Below are 21077 nucleotides of genomic sequence, written 5' to 3'. Positions count from 1 at the left end.
ATAGGCCTTTTGCCCCGATACAATACCGGCGCAAGAGACATCCTTCCCCGCCACTCTGACAATACCACCGTGGGTCATTGGCGAAAAGGTCGCGCGACCCGGAAGTGACCATCCGGGTGAGCGGCAGCGCTACACTAGACGACATGAGCCGAAGAACCAAGATTGTTGCCACCCTGGGGCCGGCCACTGATGAACCGGAGGTGCTCGAACGTCTGATCACCGCGGGTTGTGACGTGGTCCGGATCAATTTCTCACACGGTGATGCCGAGACGCATGCTCGGCGCATTCGCATGGTGAGGGCTGCCGCCCGGGAGCTCGATACCGATATCGCCGTGCTGGCCGACCTGTCGGGTCCAAAGATCCGTATTGACCGCTTCAGGGAAGGCGCCGTGGAACTCGTCCCCGGTCAGCCCTTCACGCTGTATGCGCGCGAGAATCCACCCGCCGGTGACGAGAGTGGCGTGGGCGTGGCCTACCTGGGACTGGTCGACGATGTTCGCCCGGGCAGTGAGCTGCTGCTCGACGATGGCCTGATGGCCATGCGCGTTGAGAAGGTCAACGGCGACGAGATTCATTGCACCGTGCTGACGGCCGGCAAGCTGTCTGATCGCAAGGGCTTGAACCTGCGCGGCGGTGGTCTTTCCGTGCCGGGCCTGTCGGCAGCCGACGAGCGCGATATCGAACGTGCAGCTGAATGGCAGGTCGACTACCTGGCCGTATCCTTTCCGCGCAGCGCCGAGGATATCGAGCAGGCACGCGACCTGATGAAGCGGGCAGGAGGGCAGGCTGCGCTGGTCTCCAAGATCGAGCGCGCCGAGGCCATCGAGAATCTTGAGTCCATCATCGATGCTTCCGACGCCGTGCTGGTCGCGCGAGGCGACCTGGGCGTGGAGATCGGCGACGAGGAGCTGCCGGGTTTGCAAAAGCGCATCATTTCCGCTTCGCTGGAACAGAATCGTGCCGTGATCACCGCCACGCAGATGATGCAGTCCATGGTCGAGTCGCCAATCCCGACCCGCGCGGAAGTGCTTGATGTGGCCAACGCCGTGATCGACGGCACCGATGCGGTCATGCTGTCGGCCGAAACCGCGGTCGGTCGTCATCCGGTCAAGGTGATTGAGGCGATGAGCCGCATCTGTCTCGGGGCCGAACGCCATGTCGAGGCTCATGTACCGATCCGGCGACTCAACGTGCGTGCCGAACGCATCGATCAGGCCATTGCCATGGCCACCATGGTCACGGCTCACTCGCTGCCGCTTACGGCCATTATCGCACTTACGGAATCCGGTTCGACCGCACAGTGGCTTAGCCGGGTGCGCTCTCCGGTGCCGATCATCGCGCTTTCGCCCAATCGTTTCAGCTTGCGCCGCATGCGCCTTTTCCAGCACGTGCAGCCCCTCTTTTTCGCCCCCGGCGACGAACCGGCGGCCGAGATTCAGCAACTTGCGCTGGATCGGGTGCGCAATGCCGGCCTGATCCAGCCCGGCGACCGCGTGCTGCTGACCCTGGGTGACGAAATGGGCGTGCTGGGTGGCACCAATACGATGAAGATACTGACGGTGTCTGGAGAGGTGGGGTAGAGGGGAGACGGGAGACGGGAGACGGAAGACGGAAGACGGAAGACGGAAGACGGAAGACGGAAGACGGAAGACGGAAGAGGATGGGCACTGCTGTTCTTCTCCTCCTCTCCTCCTCTCCCCCTCCAGCCGCTCGAACAGATGAACTCCCCGGCTCGGCGGGCTACAATACCGGCCTGATTTCGCCCAACTCCAAACCACCTTCGCATCAGGGACCGTCATGATCGACAAGCTTGAACAACTCGTTGAAATCGCCCGTCAGATGGTAGCGCCCGGCAAGGGCATTCTCGCCATCGACGAATCCACCGGCACCATCAAGAAGCGCTTTGACGGCGTGGGTGTCGAGTCCACCGAGGAGAACCGCCTCGATTACCGTTCGATGATGCTCTCGACTCCCGGGCTGGGTGAACACATTTCCGGAGCGATTCTTTTTGACGAAACCATTCGCCAGAACACGGCTGACGGCACGCCGCTGGTCAAGCTGATGGAATCGCAGGGCATCCTGCCGGGCATCAAGGTCGACAAGGGTGCCAAGGCACTGGCCGGTTTTGATGGCGAAAAGGTCACCGAGGGCCTCGATGGTCTGCGCGAACGACTGGCCGAGTACGCCGAACTGGGTGCAAAGTTCGCCAAGTGGCGCGCGGTCATCGGCATCAGCGAGGATGCGCCCACCCGTGCCTGCCTGGAAGCCAATGCTCATGCGCTGGCCCGCTATGCCGCCCTGTGCCAGGAAGCCGGCATCGTGCCCATCGTCGAACCGGAAGTGCTGATGGACGGCGACCACGACCTTGATACCTCTTACGATGTCACCGAGGCAACTCTCAAGACTCTGTTTCATCAACTCTACGAGCAGAACGTGCTGCTGGAAGGGACGGTGTTGAAAGCCTCGATGGTGATTTCGGGTTCCAATGCCACTGAACGCGCCGACACCGAGGAAGTGGCCGAGGCCACGCTCGACTGCCTGCTCAACTCGGTGCCTGCCGCGACCGCCGGCATCGTGTTTCTGTCGGGAGGTCAGGGCGATATCGAGGCCACCGCCCACCTGGATGCAATGAACAAGATGGGCAGCCTGCCGTGGCCGCTGTCATTCTCCTACGGTCGCGCCCTTCAGGCCCAGTGCCTGAAAACCTGGGCCGCCGACCCGAAAGGCCATCGCGAGAAGGCCCAGAAGATCCTGGCCCACCGCGCCCGCATGAATGGCCTGGCCGCCCTGGGCGAGTGGAGCGAGGACGAAGAGTCGTAGTTGGCAAGGTGGTTGTTGAAGTTCGTTGCATGATTCTTGATCGGGCGTGTCGGGACTCGGGGCTCGGGACTCGTGACTCGGAAAAGAGAGGCCGGGTCCCGGGTCCCGAATCGCAGAGCGCCAATCGAAGCCCCTGTCATTAGAGACCAAACCAACCTGCCATCAGGCCACCCCATGACCGACAAAGACAAATTCCGAGAACAGGCGCTCGACTATCACCGTTATCCGGTGCCGGGCAAGATTCGAATCACGCCGACCAAGGCGCTGACCACGGCCAAGGACCTGGCGCTGGCCTATTCGCCGGGCGTGGCCGCGGCCAGTGAGGAGATCGCAGAGACACCCGACAAGGCGCGTGATTATACGGCCCGGGGCAACCTGGTGGCGGTCGTCTCCAATGGTACGGCGGTGCTGGGCCTGGGCGATATCGGTCCGCTGGCCTCCAAGCCGGTCATGGAGGGCAAGGGGGTGCTGTTCAAGAAGTTTGCCGATATCGACGTGTTCGATGTCGAGATCGACGAGAAAGACCCCGACAAGCTCATCGACATCATTGCCAGCCTGGAGCCCACCTTCGGCGGCATCAACCTGGAAGACATCAAGGCGCCCGAGTGCTTCAAGGTCGAGGAGGCGCTCAAGGAGCGCATGAATATCCCGGTCTTCCATGACGATCAGCACGGCACGGCGATCATTGCCGCCGCTGCCCTGGTCAACGGCCTGGAGCTGGTCGGCAAGGAAATGAAGGATATCCGCCTGGTGGCTTCCGGTGCCGGCGCGGCCGGCATGGCTTGCCTGGACCTGCTGGTCACCATGGGGGTGCGACGGGAGAATATCGTGGTCTGCGACCGTGAGGGCGTGATCTACACCGGCCGCGAATCCTACATGGACGAGCGCAAGGCAAGCTACGCCGCCGACACCGATGCGCGCACGCTCGGAGAAGTCATTACCGATGCCGACGTGTTTCTCGGTGTATCCGGTCCGGGGGTCCTCAAACCCGAAATGGTCAAGGCCATGGCCGACAGGCCGATCATCCTGGCGCTGGCCAATCCGGTGCCCGAGATCATGCCGGACGAGGCCCGCGAGGTGCGCTCGGACGCGCTGATTGCCACCGGTCGATCCGATTTTCCCAACCAGGTCAACAACGTCCTGTGTTTCCCCTACATCTTCCGCGGCGCGCTGGATGTGGGGGCGACGGCCATCAATGACGAAATGAAGATGGCCTGTGTGCATGCCATCGCCGAATTGGCCCGCATGGAAGCATCCGACGTGGCCGCCCAGGCCTATGGTGGCCAGGCGCCCAAGTTCGGCCCGGACTATCTTATTCCGCAACCCTTCGATCCGCGTCTGCTGGTTCACCTGGCGCCGGCGGTGGCCAGGGCGGCCATGGATTCAGGCGTGGCACAGCGCCCCATTGACGACCTTGAAGCCTACCGCGAGCGGCTCAACCAGTACGTATTCCGGACCGGTTTGCTGATGAAGCCGGTGTTCGATGCCGCCCGCAAGGATCCCAGGCGCGTGGTGTTCGCCGAGGGCGAGGAAGAAACCGTGCTGCGTGCCGTGCAGACCATCGTCGACGATGGCCTGGCCAGGCCCATTCTCATTGGCCGCCCCAAGGTGGTCGACATGAGAATCGAGCGGGCCGGTCTGCGTATCCGACCGGGCCAGGATTTCGAACTGGTCAATCCCGAGGACGACCCTCGTTTCAAAGAGTACTGGCAGACCTTTCACGAGATCACGCAGCGCCGGGGAGTCACCCCCGATTCGGCCAAGGCCATCGTACGCACCCGCACGGCAGTGATTGCCGCGATCATGGTGCATCGCAACGAGGCCGATGCGCTGATCTGTGGCGTGGTGGGTCGTTATCAGAAGAAGCTGCAATACATCCACGAAGTGCTCGGCCTGGGCGAGAACAGCAATACCCTCGGCGCGCTCTCGGCAATGACCAACGACGACGGCGCCTGGTTTGTGCTCGACACTCATGTGAACCCCGACCCGACGGTCGACCAGCTCGCGGAGCTGACCATCAAGGCGGCAAAGAAGTTGCGCATGTTCGGCATTACGCCCAAGGTGGCACTGTGCTCGCACTCGAACTTCGGCAGTCACGTCAACCCTTCAGCCTCGAAGATGCGCCAGGTGCTGCTGAAAGTACGAGAGATGGAACCGGAGCTGGAAGTCGAGGGCGAAATGCGCGCCGACGCCGCGCTGGTGCCCGAGATCCGCGAACGCATCTTTCCCAATTCCAGGCTGACCGGTTCGGCCAACCTGCTGGTCATGCCGGATCAGGATGCCGCCCATATCGCGTTCTCCATGGCACGTGTGATCGGCGGCGGGGTGACCATCGGCCCGATCCTGATGGGCATCGGCCGCCCGGCCCACGTGCTGACTCCTTCCGCGACCGTGCGCCGCGTGGTCAATATGACCGCCATTTCCGTGGTCGAGGCCCAGCAGTACGAGCGGCGCCGGCAGAAGACCGGGGAATTGTTCGGCTGAGCAACCTCGCGGGCCAGATGTTGAGTGTTCTCTGGCGCACATCGCAAGGTCTTGTGATCCCCGGCCGACGGTGAAGCGCAGCTTGCATCAATGACGTCAAAGCTCTGCGGGAGTGGTCCGGCATCGATCTTTTCCCGGACGCTTCCGTTGAGTCAAATGTTATTTTTGTGCGGCTGTATGTAGTCAATTAGCGGCAAGTTGCGAAAATTTCACGTTGTGCGTGTTAGCGTGGAGTCAGTCATCGCAGAATTGGAGGTCAGTAGATGATTCAGCAGAATCAGCCTGGCGCAGTTCAGCGTCCCATTCGTTCGAAAGGCGTGGAAAAGAATCCCGACAAGGGGTATATCGCCTTGCTTGGCTGGAGCCTGAACGCCATCGATGCCATGGAGCGCTTTGACCGGCGTTACGTGGTGGTAGCCCCGTCCTGGGCGGCCGATTACGCGCGCGAGAACGACATTCCGTTCCTGGAATGGGATTTCGAACGGATCAACGAGCGCTCGCTGGAAATTGCCGAGACCCTGAAAAAGGAAGGTGTCGATGTCTCCATCCCGCTGTTCGAGGAAACGGTGGAGTGGGCCGGGGCGATCAATTCGGTGCTGATGGGCAATCCACGCCTGCACGGTCAGTCCGTTCTGTTTCGGGACAAGGCGTTGATGAAGCGCCGCGCCCACCTCGGTGGCATCCGTGTCGGCGTGTTTGAGGAAGCGCATGATCGCGATGATGTCTACCGCTTTCTGCGTCGCGTCAACCAGACACTGCTCAAGCTCGACGGCGACCCCAATGACCCCATTCATCTCAAGGCCTTCGACCAGGCAGGTTGTCTTGGTCATCGCGTGATCCGGTCTCCCGAGGAGATCGACTCGATTCCCGATACCGACTTCCCGCTGCTGATGGAAAGTCATCTCGACGGCTGGGAGTTCGCCGTCGAAGCCTGGATTCACGATGGCGAGATCAAGTTTCTCAATATTTCCGAGTACGTCACCCTCGGCTATTCGGTATTCGTGCCGGCCACGCCGGAACTCGAAAGCTGGCGAGACGCCATCACCCGGGAAATCGAAAAGCTGATCAAGGCCTTCGATATCAAGTTCGGCCTGATTCATCCCGAGTACTTCGTGACTTCCGACGGCACCATGTACTTCGGCGAAGTGGCCTATCGACCGCCGGGATTCAAGGCCTTTGAGTTGATCGAGCGTGCCTACGGTTTCAATGCCTATCAGGCCTCGGCCGTGGTGTTCGATCCGAAGTCAACGAAGGAAGAAGTCGATGCCTTCTTCCCCGAGCCCGTCAAGGGCGCCAAGGGGCATGCCGGCTGCTTCGGCGTGTTCCCGCGCCGGCGCGTGGTCAGCGAGCTGGCCTTTCCGGAAGAAACCGCCGAGCATCCCTACTTCGAGAGTCATGAACTCTACCCGCTGGAAAACGAAGTCGTGGCCGAACGCGAAGCTTTCGGCACCCACTGGGGATTGGTTTATTTCTTCGGTGAGGACGCCCACACCATGCGCGATCTGCTCAGGCATCAGGAAGACCTGGACTTTTACGTATAGATTGGTCGATCCGACTGTTGCACCTGTCCCGGGCCCCATCGCACAGGGGCTGGCCGGGGCATAATGAGTGCATTGCCGTTTGCGGCTGACGCGAAGGATGGAGAGGTACCATGATGCACCAGCGCTTCCAGGGGCAGGGCGTGGATGACAACCCCGAATTGGCCCGGGCCGTGGAGCAGTTCGAGCATGCCCTCGACACGCTGGCGACGGTTTCCGACTTTGCCCGTGCCGGCCACCTGCCCCGTCTGTTCAATGCCACGACTCGCCTGCTCAGGTTGCCCGGCGGTGCCGAGCACTTGCATGGTCATGCCGGTCGTTTCGACTCAGCGGGTGTGTTTGCCGGCAGTGACTGGGATCATCCGGCGCGGCTGCAGCCGGAGCTGTCACGCGGATCGTTGACCGGCACGCCGGAAGCCATCGCTGTCGAATCACTCAGCCGTCTGCGAATGCTGGCAATCGCCGAGGGAACTCACGAGCATCCCGAAATGGATGCCGCCGCCGCGCGTGACTTTCTCGAGCGCAGCCTGGTGCACAACCTCGATCTGATGCTGGTCGATCATTCCGAGGCGGCCCGAGCCGCGGGTGCTCAGCGTGAGGCAGTGCGCAATCTGCTTGCTTTCGAGCTCGACCGGCTCGGTGGCAGCCGCGTGATCCAGGCCCTGGTCGGCGAGGCCGATCGCATTCTCGAGCAGCGGCCGATCGACATCGCACCGGTTCGCCATTTGCTGATCCAGGTCGAACGCCTGCTAGAGCGCGACCTGCCCGACAGTGACGCAGTCGAGCGTGCCCGTTTTCTCGTGTCGGCCTGTCGCGGGCCGACTGAACTGAGTGCCGGGAAGGTCGACGATTATGTTGTTGCCTTCCAGGCCCTTTCGACCGAGCGCCGCGAGGAGGAACTGGTCGCGCTGGGCGAAACGATGAATGCCACAGGCCTGGTCTGCCCGGCCCATGGCGCCCTGCTGCGCCATCTGGCCGAAAGCGGAAGCGAGCGGGACCTGGCCCTGGCGATGGGGCTGGACAATGTCGGCGCCGACAGCCTGGATGCTTTTGAAGACCTGTCTCGTGCCCTGATTCTTGAGGCGGTCTGGCCCGAGACTGCCCAGTGCATCGAGGGCCTGAGCAACCTGCTTGATCGCGGGATGCTCTTTTTCCCGCCGGTGCCGCATGCCCTGTGGCGGCTGACCCGGCTCGATCCGCTGCCGGATGTCTCCGAACATCTGCGCGAGGAGTTCGGGCATGACAACCCGCCGTCCGGGCGCAGCCTGCTGCTGGCCGGAGTGATCAGCGTGCTGGGCCTGCCGCTGGGCGTGAGCCAGGGTAACAATCCCACCTGCCAGTCGGCCCGCGCCATCAGCTTGTGGGCGCAGTGCGACCCCGGATTCCTGCTGGAGCTGGTGACCTGGGCGGCGCGCGATGGCGAGATCGACCTGCATTTCGAAGGGGACCTGATTCGCTCCAGCGAACTGACCGAGGGCCTGATCGATGATTTTCACACCGAACTCGATATCGTCTCCCTGCTGCTGGTGCCGCACCTGGACAAGATCTACTGGGAGATGGGGCGGCGCATCGCCGGGCGTGGCGAGGACGGTCATCGCTGGATCAACCCCGAGTTCCATGGCTGGTGGGTGCACCGCGGATTCGCCACGACCATTGAATACGCCACCGGGGCGGTGATCGATTTCGCCGGTTTCATACGGCGCTTCCATGCCGCCTATCATCCCTATTACAACGATGGCGCCGAGCTGATCTACCCGCAGCCGGCCGGGATCGTGGCCACCGACCCCTTCGGCCAGTTCGTCGGTTGGCACGCCATCGCCATACAGCGCGTTGCCCTAGACCCCGAGGGCGTGATGCGGGTGTATTTCTACAATCCCAACAACGAGGGGCGGCAGGATTGGGGGAATGGCATTGTCACCTCCACCCGGGGAAACGGCGAGATTCCCGGTGAGTCCTCGCTGCCATTCGAGCATTTCTGTGCCCGGCTCTATGTCTTCCACTACAACGAGCGTGACCTGGGCGATCCACTGGCCGTTTCCGATGACATCGTCGGCGCTATCGCCGATGCCGTGCGCGATAGCTGGGCGGCGGACAAGGCCTGGCACGAGGTGGTCTTAAGCTGATGGCCGCCCGCTTGGCCCTGGTTTATCACGACGAGATGCTGGCGCATCGCCCGCCCGGGCTGGAGCCGGAAATTCGCGACTATCATGCGCGCAAGCTCCGAGCGCTGCTCGGTCCCCTGGTGGCCGAGTCGCCATGGAAGCACCCCGAACGTCCGGAACGCCTGTCGGCGCTGGTCGAGTACCTGCGGGGCGTTACCGACGAACGCATCGCCTGGATCGAGCCGGAACGGGCCGATGCCGAAACGATACTGCGCGCCCACACGCCAGTGCATCTGCGTCGTCTCGAGGCTCTGAGGGGGCGCAGCCGCATGTTGTCGATCGACACCACGGCCGTATCGCCGGGCAGTGTGGATGCGGCCACCCGCGCCGCCGGCGCGGCGGTCGAAGCGGTTAACGCCGTGTGCGACGGACGCGCCGAGACCGCCTTCGCATTGGTGCGCCCGCCCGGACATCATGCTTTTGCCGCAACTTACCGCGGCTTCTGCCTGGTCAACAACGTGGCCGTGGCCGCCCGTCACGCCCGGGCGGTACACGGTATGGATCGCGTGTTGATTGTAGACTGGGACATCCACCATGGTGACGGCACCGAGTCGATTTTTGCTGCCGACCCGAGCGTCCTGTTCTTCGATGTCCACCGGTCGGCGCCGTTCTATCCGGGCAGCGGACCACTCGAGTTCATCGGCCGCGGTCGCGGCAAGGGCACCACGCTGAACGTGCCCCTGCCGGCTGGTGCCGGAGACCGCGCCGTGCTGGCGGCATTTGACGAGATTCTCCTGCCCGCCGCGCAAACTTTCCGTCCCGAGCTGATCCTCGTCTCGGCCGGATTCGATGGCACTCGCGAGCACCTGGCCTGTCGCTTCAGCCCGGCGGTCTACGCTCACCTGACACGGCGCTTGCAGGACCTGGCCGAAACCCATGCACAGGGGCGTCTGGCCATGGTGCTGGAAGGGGGGTATCACATCAATCCCATGCGCCAGGCGCTGGAACAATGTATACATGTCCTGCTCGATCCCGATGCCGACCTTCCCTCGATCAAGCCCACCCGCACCGGCTTGCCGGCGGTGCGCCGTGCGCGCGACCACTTCGCCAGAACCGTACCCGGTCTGGCACGCTGAAATCGGATCAGTCGCGATGCATAATGAGCCACAAGTCTGCCGAAACATTCCGGATATCGACGTTTGACCACGAGGGCATGACCAGTCAATGAACAAACCAGTCTTTCTCATCAGTACCCTGCTTGCCATGACCAGCATCCACTCAGACACGGTCGCAGAGACGGACCGTCCCCGCGATTTCGGTATCGAGATCGGCATTCTCACGCCCGGCGAACACAACGCCATTACCGATGTGGCCGGGGTCGAGGTGGGTCACTACACCGTGCTCGAAGGCGACGACATTCGCACCGGGGTCACGGCCATCCTGCCCCATGATCACAACCCTTTTACCGAGCGCGTACCGGCGGCTGTCCATGTCGGTAATGGCTTCGGCAAGGCGGTCGGATTCACCCAGGTGCAGGAGCTCGGCGAGCTGGAAACGCCCATCGCGCTCACCAACACCCTGAGCGTCTACCAGGCCGCTCACGGGCTGGCCGACTGGGTGCTGAATCTCGACGGCAACGAAGCGGTGCGTTCGGTCAATGCCGTGGCCGGCGAGACCAACGATGGTTATCTCAACGATATCCGTGCGCGTGTGATCAGGCCGGAGCACGTGCATAAAGCCATCGATGCAGCACGCACCGGGCCGGTCGAAGAAGGCAACGTCGGCGCGGGCACCGGCACACGAGCGCTGGGCTTCAAGGCCGGCATCGGTACGGCGTCTCGCGTCCTTCCGGCATCGGAAGGCGGCTACACACTGGGCGTGCTGGTGCAGTCGAATTTCGGTGGCGTGCTGTCCATCGACGGAGTGCGAGTCGGCGAGCGGCTGGGAAATCACTATCTGGCCGACAAGGTGCCGTATGAGCGTCCTAACGGCCAGAACGCTGACCGCTCTCCGACCGAATACGACGAGGATGCCGATGGTTCGATCATGATTGTCATTGCCACCGACGCACCGGTGACCGCCCGCAACCTCGAACGCCTGGCCAGCAGGGCGCTGCTGGGCGTAGGAAGAGTGGGCGGCATCATGTCCAACGGCTCGGGCGATTACGTGATCGCCTTTTCCACCGCCGAGGAGGTGCGCATCAAGCACGATGGCCGCGACCGTCACGCATTCACCGAGCTGTCCAACGCGGCCATGACACCGCTTTTCCTGGCCGCCATCGAGGCCACCGAGGAAGCCATTCTCAATTCCCTGTTTGCCGCCGAGACCATGACCGGCCACGAGGGTCGTATCATCGAAGCCTTGCCGGTTGAGCGGGTCGTGGACCTGCTCAAGTAATCCCGAGGGGGTGGGGGGGGTAGTAGCGGGTGGCATCCGGTCGATCACGGCCTGGGCGGGTGATCGGCTCTTTTGGGTCGTTTGGGTTGGGTGGCCCTTGCGTCGATACGATTGGCGTGTTGCCACCGACGGCTGAGTTGCCTTCGACTTGGCTGTAGGTGCTGAGGAAGGATCGGGATGACTCAGGTGGATAATCCGTCACCCGCCCAGGCCGTGCTCGACCGTATACCACCCGCTATGAACGGTGAGAGAAGGTTTAAAGACCGCTCGCCACCCCGCCCCCACCCATCTCTTTGCCAGGCAAATTCCAGCAATTCGCGTTCATCTGCGTTAATCTGCGGTTCCCCACCCACGCGAATACACACACAAAATCGACATGCTGAAATTCATTCCCCTCGCTATTGTCCTGCTGCTTGCCGCACCGGCAGTGGCCGCTGAACAGTCTCCCGAGTACCAGCGCGCACTCGAACTGCTGGCCGAGACACCGCTGATCGACGGTCACAACGACGTGCCCTGGCAGTACCGCACCCGGGTCGACAACCGTCTCGAGGCCATTGATCTCAACGATGACACCACCGAGCTGGATCCGCCCATGCACACCGACATGGCGCGTCTTCGGGCCGGGCGGCTGGGAGCGCAGTTCTGGTCGGTGTATGTACCGCCGGCCTACAGCGGGGACGAGGCGGTGCGTATCCAGCTCGAACAGATCGACCTGGCCCATCGCCTGATCCAGCGTCATGACGAGTTGGAGTTTGTCACTACTGCCGATGAACTGGAGCGTTCCTTCGCCGAGGGTCGTATTCCTTCCATGCTCGGCATGGAAGGCGGGCACGTACTCAACAATTCGCTGGCCACACTGCGCATGTTCCATCGACTCGGCGCCCTCTACCTGACGCTGACCCATTGGCAGAGCCATGACTGGGCCGATGCCGCCACCGATGCGCCGCGCCATGACGGACTGAACGAGTTCGGCAAGGAAGTGGTACGCGAGATGAACTGGCTGGGCATGCTCATCGATTTGTCCCATGTCAGCCCGGCGGTCATGCACGATGCACTGGATGTCAGCGAAGCGCCGGTGATCTTCTCGCACTCGTCTGCCATGGGCGTGACACCGCATGCGCGCAACGCGCCCGACGATGTACTTGACCGCCTGCCGGACAATGGCGGCGTGGTGATGATCACGATCGTGCCCAGCTTCGTCAACGAGGAGCTGCGCCAGTGGGGTGCCGAGCGTGCCGCCGAGCAGGCCCGCCTGGAAAGCCTGCACCCCGGTCATCCCGATGCGGTTGAGTCCGGCATGGACGACTGGCTGGAAGCCAACCCGGAACCCCAGGCCGATCTGGCCGATGTGGTTGATCATTTCGACTATATCCGCGACCGTATCGGTGTCGAGTACATTGGTATCGGTGGCGATTACGACGGCATTACCACCGTCCCCGTCGGTCTGGAAGATGTGTCCACCTACCCGGCGCTGGTTGCCGAGCTGATCCGTCGAGGCTATTCGGATGACGATATCCGCGCCATTCTCGGCAACAACGTGCTGCGGGTGATGCGCGAAGCCGAGGCCGTTGCCGCGCGAATGCAATCCGAGCGTCCGGCCTCCGATGCACAGTTCGAAGACTTCGAGTGAAGCATCAGGGCGGGGCGATTGCCCCGCCCTGAATCCACTAGGTAATCCCATGTCGCAAGACCCCGCCAACCCCCGACTCGCCATTGGCCAGATCATTCGACACCGCAAGTACGACTACCGCGGAGTCATCGTCGATGTGGACCCGGTCTTTCAGGGCACCGAGGAATGGTACGAACAGATGGCCGTCAGCCTGCCGCCGAAAGACCGGCCCTGATACCACGTTCTGGTCGACGGTGCCGAACATTTCACCTACGTGGCCGAGCAACACCTGGAAGCGGATCCGAGCGGTCATCAGGTCAGCCACCCGGCGCTGGGGCAGTTCTTCGATCGCTTCGAGCGTGGACGTTACTTTCGCGCGGCCGGCCCGCACTGACCGGCCGCTGAATGCGATCTACATACCTGCCCGGTTAACCCCGCTATTGCATAAATCTCCGGCGCAGGACCGCTCTACTGCCCGGTATAGCAGCGCAGGCGGGAACGGAAGGGCGGATTGCGCCAAAGGCGAAAAAAGCCCTGCAGTGGAGCCGTTGCGCGTGTTTCCGGTGCGCGTGCTCGATTTTTCAATCCTCACATAGTGTGAACTATGCTCCGGTTGAAAAATCTCCGCGCCACGCCCCGGAAACACTGCTCTCCGGGCTCCTGCATCCGGACATTTATGCAATAGCCGGGTTAATGACCGCTCACTCGCATGGCCTGACCACCGACACCTTGAACTGGCAGGAGGCTGACTCACCGTCCACCCCGGTTCTCGCGCACAGGGTGGCGTAGCACTGTCCGCCTCCGTTGCTTGTTGGCGGGGACATGGGAAAACCATCGACGGGAGAGTCACCGCCCGTTCCATGATAGTAGTCGACGAGCAGACCCTGAATATTGGCGAACTTCTGCGCCACGCAGGGGTTGTCGACAGCGGCATTGCCCGAGAACAGGCGGCTGACCGTTGTTCCGGCCACCCAGCTCGACTCCGGGCGAAATCGAATGTCTACTGCTGCGGCGTCCCCGATCATGCCGGCGAGCTCCACTGCCCAGATCAGGCCGTCGTCGCTGCCTCCAATCTCGTTGGGGGAGGTGCCCTCAATCAGCAAACGCCGGGGTATGTTGTCCGTAGGCTCCCAGCTCAGGTGACCCCGATTCCCCGCATCGGCTAGGCCGATCCCTCTGACTCTATCGACCGAGGGGTGCTGGTCCTGATAGTCGCACAGGCTGTCGCGTACATGCTCGCGGATGGCGGCTTCCAGCTGTGCCGTCGTGCCGGGGTTGGCATGCAGACCGATGGCTGCTTCCAGGGCCGTGTCTACCGGGCAATCCACGGCACCTTGCACGGTTGCTGGTTGGTCCGATGGCGAAACAAGGGGGCGGCGGTGGGCACTGTTGCATTGAAGGTCGATATCGTCCAGGGTCAAGCCGGTCAGCAGCGCTTCCCAATCCTGACGCAGGCTGATGATGCTTTGGTAGAGCTCCTGTTCAACAGTGTCAAGCGGACTGGCTTCCACCGTCAGTGCTGGCCACTGTTCCCAGCTTACCCTGAAGGCAAAGACCTGCCCGGTGTTCGGGTTGCCGAGGATGACCCATCGCGTTGGACCCCGGCAGTGCCAGGCTTCTTCGGAATCCGACATGCTGTTCTCTTTGCGACGGCATTGAAGCGGAGTAGCATACATGCCCGCCTGGGTGGCAGCGCTCTGTTCATTGATGCACGAACTGCAGAAGTAGCCGACCTGCTCATCGTGGTCGGCCTGTGCTGAAACAAACGAGAATCAGGCCCAGCAGGGCCAGTACGATACGACCGGAGTTCATGGAACCTTTCTCCTTACTTACTGCCATTTTGATGCCAAAATGTGACCGCCCAATGCGGCAGTCGACGCCAAGCCACTGCTTCCCCCGAAGGCGGTGGTCACCAAAAAATTGGCGACGTAGCCATGGCTTGTCAAGGTAGGGAGGTTGATGATCGATCTCATCAGTACGCGGGCGCTATTGACGATTTATATCGTTTCCTGATTAGGTGTGGTTTTCAGTAACGGAACTGACTTGATTTATAAAACCGCAGATGAACGCAGATAAACGCAGATTGTTGATTGAACTCATGGATCATGAATAGGTGGTGGGGATCAGCGATTCATATGCGGCCCGACCTTCATGTGTCCATAAGCTGAGGTGTATGGTCGCGACGCTCTTGGGATTCGGATGATTACAGGGTTTGCTGCTGTAAGCCCATAAATCTGCGTTTATCCGCGTTCATCTGCGGTTCCTTGAATTTCCGTCTGGAAGATAGTTGAAAGATCTGAGCAATCAGGTGGTTCTGTTGAATAAAGGCAGGCCACACGATACGCTGGGCTGAACGGGGTCAGGGAGGTCATCAATTCATGATGTTGTTGGTACTGGAACGCGCGCTTCGCGCCGTCTCGGCTCGTCGTGAGCTGCTTGCTCGGCGGCTCCCCGTCCCGTTGGGGTTGGCGCTACTGGCCATGGTGCTGGATTGGCTCAGGCCGCTGGCGGGTGACTTTCCAGGATTGTTGACCGCGATGCTTACTTTGGCCGTGTTCTCGCTGTACCTTGCGGCCACGGTGCTGGTGGCCGTGGTGGTCCACCGGGTCATGCTGCTGGGAGACGCGGTGAGTCGAGACCGGCGTCCGTCCTGGACATTCCGGGAAACCTGGTTTGCACTGCACCTGTTTGCCGTGCTGATCGTGGTCATGCTGTTGCTGGTGCTGGCCGCTTTCCCCGTAATCGGCTGGTTGCTGGCGTTGCTTGCAATCGGCTATGTCGTGGGTCGGCTTTCCCTGGTGTTTCCTGGCATATCCGTGGATCGGGCGGTGTCCTTTGGCTATTCTTGGCGACTGACTGCCGGGCACGGGTTCAGCATGTTCATGCTGGTTGCATTCATTCCCTGTGTGTTGTTCATCCCGCTGGCATGGATGCCCGATACCTGGTGGGGCGTGCCCTTGCGCGTTGCACTGGGCTTCGGTATCGAAATCTTTGCCATCGCCTGCCTGTCGCTGGCCTATCACGAACTCACCACAAGGCGCTGGGGGCAGAACGATCGGACGGATGAAGAAGCCGCAGGCTGAGCGTTGCCCAGCCAGTTTCATGCACAGTCGCAAGTGCTCAGGCGGCTGCAAACCACCCGGCAAGAAAGGCCACGATGATGGCGCTCGCGACGATCCCCAGTCCCCATGCAACACCCCCGGGATGTCCCAGATTGACAGTCCATCCCAGAATCGGGACTGGTTTCGGCACCCAGTTGCGAGAGTCTTTCCGACTGAAGTAAATGCCCAGCCAGCGGGGCGGGGACCAATTGGCCGGACTGTTCCATTCGGCCTGGTTGATGTCCTCTTGTGTCATGCTTGGTCTCCGGTTCCGGCACCCATCCGAAGGGTGGGGTGGTGATTGAGTTGTGATGGTTGCGGTTTATTTATATTCACCCTACAATAAATAATATTCAATTGAAAGTTGTTTTATTTTCATCATGAAGCGAACTCCGGCGCAATGTCCCGCCTGTGATGGTGAGTTGGCCGTGACCGAGCTCACCTGCCTGCAATGCGACACTCGGGTGACCGGGCACTATCGTCTGCCGGCGCTGTTGCGCCTGTCCCCTGACGACCAGCATTTTGTTGAAGCCTTCGTGCTGTCCTCGGGCAGCCTCAAGGCAATGGCCGGTCAGCTCGGGGTCAGCTATCCAACGGTGCGCAATCGCCTCGATGACATCATCGAGCAACTGAACGGGGGGCGGGAGCAATGATGACCTGGCTGTTCAAGCCCTTCGAACGGGTCGCGGGCGGCCCGGCGCTGGTTGCCGGTCTGGGCGTGATCGTGCTGGCCGCCTTGCTGGCCTGGCAGTCCGGGCTGCATACCCGTGGCGTGATCGATCTTCACTTCGGTCCGCGCCTGGGCTTGTGGGTGCTGGTCATGCAGGGGCTGATCAACTGGCTGACCCTGTCGCTGCTGCTGTTCGGCGTGGGCAGATGGTTGAGCCATGGTCGCTTCCGCGCGCTTGATCTGTTCGCCACCCAGGCACTGGCCCGCTGGCCACTACTCATCGGCGCGGTCTGGCTGTCAATTCCCGGTGTGGGTGCGGCCATCGAATCGCGCACAGCCACGCTGATGGCGCAGATGCCCGACCAGCCCGGGCAGGTGATCGCACCGATTGAACATATGTTTGATGCCATGTGGTTGCTGCTGTTGAGCCTGCCGGGGCTGGCAGCGATTGGATGGATGGTATGGCTGATGTTTCATGGCTACGCCCTGGTGACCAACCTGCGCGGCACCCGGGTTTTCTTCAGCTTTGCCGCCGCACTGGTGGCTGCCATCATCCTCAGCAAGGGGCTGATCCATCTACTCTTGCGGGCAGCCACTTGAGTGGCCAGTCCAGCCGGGTTGCGAGGCATCCCGCCCGCCGTTGATGTCTTGCGACGGACGGGATGTTTCAACCTCACTGGTCTTGTTGTCCAGGCTGTATCAGAAGCAGATGATCTTGCCGCTGGCGGAGGTGCACTTCCACTTGTTGAACGGCGTGGGCCGGACACATGCCTTGGCCGAGTAGGTCAGACATCTGTCCTTCAGGCAGACCTCGACCGAAGCTTTGGCCAGCAGGACGCTGCCATGGAGCTTGACACATGGGTTGCTGGGGTCGAGATTGCCGCAGGCAACATCAACGCCGGCGATGTTCAGACAGACCTTGAATCCGCTACCTGATTGCGAGTAGCAGATCTTGATCGGTCCGATGATGTTGAAACAGCCCTGGACGTTTTCGTGCTGTGCAAGTACCGAATAGGGCTCCTCGTCGAGGTGCTGCAACGGATCGCTGTCGAGTTCCTTGAGTTCGTGATTAGCCATGATTTCCATTCCTCGCTTTGTGGTTGATTGAGGTGAGCGGGCTGGATGCCGCTCCTGAAACTGCGCGCCTTGTCGCGTCGCAGTTACCCAACTATCGCGAGGCATGAAAAATCGAGGACAAAAAAATGCCGCCCGGGGTGGGCGGCATGATTCGGATTGCTGGAGGTTCCCTTACTGACTGCCGTCGCTGTAGATGCGAGGGTCATCCCAGACTATCCTGCCGTCGGCATTGATGCCGAGTTGATAGTAGATCTCATGGCTCTGGCCATCCAGTTCGAAGTTCAGTGTCCGGGCGCTCCTCGAGTTCAGCATCCGCGCCTGGCCGTGGGTATCGTTGAACCAGCGGTCGGCATTCGGGTCATCGGGGAACTCGCTATCCTTGTTGGCAAAACGCAGCCCGTAGAACTCGGCATTGCTCGCCTCGGCCAGCCGCAGTTCGACCACTCGACCGCGGCGTGGCGGCCGGATGTTTCCATCCTGCGATACTTGCCAGCCCGGTGAGCTGCTGGTGAGCAGGTATTGAAAGACCGGTTCTGAGGACCGGAAAGAAAAATTGACTTCTACCAGACAGTCGGGTGTGTTCATATCGGGTTCTCCTCGTGTTGTCGTTCATGACTTGTTGCAGGGCAGATCTGGTCCAGCCCCGGTTCAACATCGATAAGGGTTCGGGCGCCAACCACGGGGACAGGCTGGTCTTGTCCCAGGCATTTCAGGGCGGTCTTCCACGGCAATATCAAACGGATGTCGTTTCCGTCCCGGGCCAGGGTGCCGATCGTCTGTTCCGCCCTTTTCCAGGCAGACCGCGCTTTTGCCGGTGAAGCAGCCAGCGCGCCCGCTACCAGGTGGGTCTGGACGAGCCAGCGATGGACGGACAGGTCGCCGGGGCGTTCGGCGGCCAGCGCTTTCAGAGCTTCCAGGGCTGGCTCGATAGCCTCGGATTGCGAGCGGCCGTGCAAGAGATCCAACAGGGCCAGGTGGTAATCGATCACTGCACCTGTGCGGCGCCAGGCGTGCGGATCATCCTGCTCCAGCAAGTCGGTGACCAGACGCCGTGCGTGGCCGAGCTCGTCCGCCGCGGTCGTCGAGTCCCGATCGATCAGGTGTGCGCGAGCAAGATTGATGTGACTCCAGGCCAGTTTGAACTGCCACTGGACGTTTTTGGGATCGTGTCCTGTCAGTTCGGCAAACAGCTCGTGGGCCTGCTGGAAATGAGTCTTGGCTTCGCTCCACTGTCCCACCAGGCCGAGGTGTACGCCGAAGTCGTTGTGACTGGTGCCGAGCAGATCGCGATAACGCGGATTCTCATGGTCCCGCTCAGACAGTTCTCGACGGAGTTGCATGCTGGTGGCCAGGTGCTCGCCCGCGATGTCCAATCGACCCAGATCCTGCAGGACCGTACCGACCATATTGTGACTCGCGGCCAGTTCCGACCGCGCTTCCGCATCGTCCGGATCGGCATCCGCAAGTTGCTGGTCGATGGCCAGTGTGGCCTGGAACTGCTTCAGGGCGGCTTCCAGGTCGTTCTCGGCGCGCTGCAGTGAGCCCAGATTGCTGTGAGCATGAGCCAGTTCTTGCTGCCATTTCAGATTGTCGGGTTCCCCTTCGACCAACTTTGTGGCAAGGACCAGGTAGCGCTCGAAATGTGGCCTGGCGCTGCCCAGACTGCCACGCTGCCAGGCCAGGTAGCCAGCCCAGAAGTGGCTCTGGGCAAGCTCGAAACGCCGTTCATTGTGCTCGGGGTTGAGTCTTGAAAGGTGTTCGGCAAGTTGGAGCGACTGTTCCAGTGCCGCGGAGGCCGAATTAAGCCGTCCCTGGCGGATCTGTACCCTCGCAATCTGGTACAGCATGCGGGATTGCTGCAACTTCTCAGCGGGGCTGAGATCGGTTTCCGGGACGGCTGCAAAGTAGGCTCGGGCGGCATCGCCCACGTCGGCCAGCACATCCAGTCGGCCCAGTTCATCAAGCTTGTCATGCAGATCGACAACGGTAAAACGGATCAGCCCCTCGGCCTGGGCCTGGCGCAACTCGGCCCGCTCGCGCGCTGCGTCGGCACGCAGCGCGAATACACTGACGGCAATCGTTGCCCCGACCAGTGCGCACAGGGCCACCCCAGCCAGAGCGGCGACTGCACGGTTGCGCAACAGCCATCGGGTCAGCCGGAACGCCAGACTGGCGGCATAGGCTTCCACCACCTCACCGTCCAGAAAGCGTATGAGTTCGTCGGCCACCGCCCGGGCCGAGGCGTAGCGCTCGGCAGGATCACGGGCCATGCAGCGCAGAATGACAGCTTCCAGATCGGCCGGAAAGTCGGCGATGCGTTTGCCTGGCGGCACGATGGCGGCTTCCCGGGATTGGCGCAGCATGTCCACGGTGTTGTCGGCGTCCAGTGGCAGGCTGCCGGTCAGCACGCGGTACATGGTCACGCCCAGGCTATAGACATCGGCGCGACGGTCTTCAGGCGCCGAATCCGGGTTCAGACGTTCCGGCGCGATGTACTGGGGTGATCCGGCGACTGGGTCGGCGGCGCCGGCAAGCGTATCGCGGATTTCCACCGCCAGGCCGAAATCCGTCACCAGGGCCCGCAGTTCGCCGTCGGACAGGGCTTCAACGAGGATGTTCGACGGCTTCACGTCTCGATGGAGCAGGCCGGCCCGATGAGCCGCGTGCAGGCCTTTTGCCGCCTGAACCAGCAAGCGGACTTTCTGTTCCAGGGGGAGCAATGGCCCGATCTCGGCCAGTGACCGGCCATCGACCAGCCGCATCGAGACAAAGGGTCGGCCCTCCAGTTCACCGCTGTCGTAAACATCAAGTACGTGTGGATGGCGCACCCGGGCCTGGTGGCGCGCCTCGCGCAGGAACAGGTCACGCACTTCCGGGGCGTCGTGGTTGAGCAGCTTCAGTGCCACCTCCCGGTCCAGATGCTGATCCCTGGCCCGAAAGACCTGTCCCATGCCGCCCGTACCCAGGCAGGGGCCAAGGGAGTATCGTTGCTCGGGCGACAGGGTCTTCGCCGACGGCGCCCCGGCACCGGCGAGCTGTGGATTCGTCAGGCGTTCCGCCGCCGGGTAGTCCAGAAACGTGGTCGACATTTCACTGACTGCCTTGAGGCGTCGCCGCAGCTCCTGCGCGAGCTCAGGATGGTCTCGATCGACAGCGGCCAGATAGTCTCTTCGCTCCAGAGGATCCATGCCGGCCGCCAGCAGCAGTGCCTCATCAACCTGGAGTTCACTGCCTCCCCCGGGCGGCGCCTCCTGCTGCGGCTTTCTTCGCTTGCTCATT

General features: G+C 61.8%; 16 protein-coding genes and 1 pseudogene. 12 read left to right on the top strand and 5 right to left on the bottom strand.

The window, feature by feature from the left end; genetic code table 11:
• The first annotated feature begins 143 nt into the window (after positions 1-143).
• The 9 genes and pseudogenes from pyk (at position 144) to hspQ (ending at position 13344) form a co-directional block, all read left to right on the top strand.
• Positions 144-1580, top strand: a complete 1437-nt coding sequence (gene pyk / locus IC757_RS15445) for a pyruvate kinase (protein WP_190975169.1) — start codon at positions 144-146, stop codon at positions 1578-1580.
• 217 nt (positions 1581-1797) lie between these two features.
• Positions 1798-2820, top strand: coding sequence for a class I fructose-bisphosphate aldolase (locus IC757_RS15440; RefSeq protein WP_190975168.1), 1023 nt, complete (start codon positions 1798-1800; stop codon positions 2818-2820).
• Between the two features lie 174 nt (positions 2821-2994).
• A complete protein-coding gene (locus IC757_RS15435) occupies positions 2995-5304 on the top strand; it encodes an NADP-dependent malic enzyme (protein WP_190975167.1) in 2310 nt (769 codons plus the stop codon).
• A 263-nt stretch (positions 5305-5567) separates the two neighbouring features.
• Positions 5568-6845, top strand: a complete 1278-nt coding sequence (locus IC757_RS15430) for an acetyl-CoA carboxylase biotin carboxylase subunit family protein (RefSeq protein WP_223846162.1) — start codon at positions 5568-5570, stop codon at positions 6843-6845.
• Between the two features lie 110 nt (positions 6846-6955).
• A complete protein-coding gene (locus IC757_RS15425) occupies positions 6956-8965 on the top strand; it encodes a hypothetical protein (protein ID WP_190975166.1) in 2010 nt (669 codons plus the stop codon).
• A complete protein-coding gene (locus IC757_RS15420; RefSeq protein ID WP_190975165.1) occupies positions 8965-10080 on the top strand; it encodes a histone deacetylase in 1116 nt (371 codons plus the stop codon). Before IC757_RS15425 ends, IC757_RS15420 begins: the two co-directional genes overlap by 1 nt.
• 88 nt (positions 10081-10168) lie before the next feature.
• Positions 10169-11341, top strand: coding sequence for a P1 family peptidase (locus tag IC757_RS15415; RefSeq protein ID WP_190975164.1), 1173 nt, complete (start codon positions 10169-10171; stop codon positions 11339-11341).
• 376 nt (positions 11342-11717) lie between these two features.
• Complete coding sequence (locus IC757_RS15410) at positions 11718-12971, top strand: dipeptidase (protein WP_190975163.1); 1254 nt, start codon at positions 11718-11720, stop codon at positions 12969-12971.
• Positions 12972-13020: 49 nt separating this feature from the next.
• A pseudogene (hspQ, locus tag IC757_RS15405) lies at positions 13021-13344 on the top strand (heat shock protein HspQ).
• A 307-nt stretch (positions 13345-13651) separates the two neighbouring features.
• On the opposite strand, the gene IC757_RS15400 reads toward hspQ, so the two are convergent.
• Positions 13652-14584: a hypothetical protein gene (locus IC757_RS15400; protein WP_190975162.1), complete on the bottom strand. Its 933-nt coding sequence runs from the start codon at positions 14582-14584 to the stop codon at positions 13652-13654.
• Positions 14585-15328: 744 nt separating this feature from the next.
• Between IC757_RS15400 and IC757_RS15395 the strand changes: the two genes are divergently transcribed.
• Complete coding sequence (locus IC757_RS15395; protein ID WP_190975161.1) at positions 15329-16033, top strand: hypothetical protein; 705 nt, start codon at positions 15329-15331, stop codon at positions 16031-16033.
• A gap of 37 nt (positions 16034-16070) precedes the next feature.
• Here IC757_RS15395 and IC757_RS15390 read toward each other — a convergent pair whose 3' ends face one another.
• On the bottom strand, positions 16071-16307 hold the full coding sequence (locus tag IC757_RS15390; RefSeq protein ID WP_190975160.1) for a hypothetical protein: 237 nt from the start codon (positions 16305-16307) through the stop codon (positions 16071-16073).
• A gap of 124 nt (positions 16308-16431) precedes the next feature.
• On the opposite strand from IC757_RS15390, the gene IC757_RS15385 reads away from it, so the two are divergent.
• Together IC757_RS15385 and IC757_RS15380 are read left to right on the top strand one after the other, a co-directional pair.
• Complete coding sequence (locus IC757_RS15385; RefSeq protein WP_190975159.1) at positions 16432-16704, top strand: DUF2089 domain-containing protein; 273 nt, start codon at positions 16432-16434, stop codon at positions 16702-16704.
• Positions 16701-17321 carry a hypothetical protein gene (locus IC757_RS15380; RefSeq protein ID WP_190975158.1) on the top strand — a complete coding sequence of 207 codons (621 nt, stop codon included), beginning with the start codon at positions 16701-16703 and terminating at the stop codon, positions 17319-17321. Before IC757_RS15385 ends, IC757_RS15380 begins: the two co-directional genes overlap by 4 nt.
• Before the next feature lie 99 nt (positions 17322-17420).
• Here the strand turns inward: IC757_RS15380 and IC757_RS15375 are convergent, their stop codons facing one another.
• The 3 genes from IC757_RS15375 to IC757_RS15365 all read right to left on the bottom strand — a co-directional run bounded on the left by IC757_RS15375 (position 17421) and on the right by IC757_RS15365 (position 21076).
• Positions 17421-17798 (bottom strand): hypothetical protein, encoded by a 378-nt coding sequence (locus IC757_RS15375; protein WP_190975157.1) that lies wholly within the window; start codon positions 17796-17798, stop codon positions 17421-17423.
• A 171-nt stretch (positions 17799-17969) separates the two neighbouring features.
• On the bottom strand, positions 17970-18383 hold the full coding sequence (locus tag IC757_RS15370) for a hypothetical protein (protein WP_190975156.1): 414 nt from the start codon (positions 18381-18383) through the stop codon (positions 17970-17972).
• Positions 18380-21076 (bottom strand): serine/threonine-protein kinase, encoded by a 2697-nt coding sequence (locus IC757_RS15365; RefSeq protein ID WP_190975155.1) that lies wholly within the window; start codon positions 21074-21076, stop codon positions 18380-18382. Before IC757_RS15365 ends, IC757_RS15370 begins: the two co-directional genes overlap by 4 nt.
• Between the last annotated feature and the right edge of the window lies 1 nt (position 21077).

This window comes from Wenzhouxiangella sp. AB-CW3, from assembly GCF_014725735.1.
GTDB lineage: Bacteria > Pseudomonadota > Gammaproteobacteria > Xanthomonadales > Wenzhouxiangellaceae > Wenzhouxiangella.
Note: the sequence above shows the minus strand (reverse complement) of the source record. Positions and strands in the feature narration are given on the sequence as shown.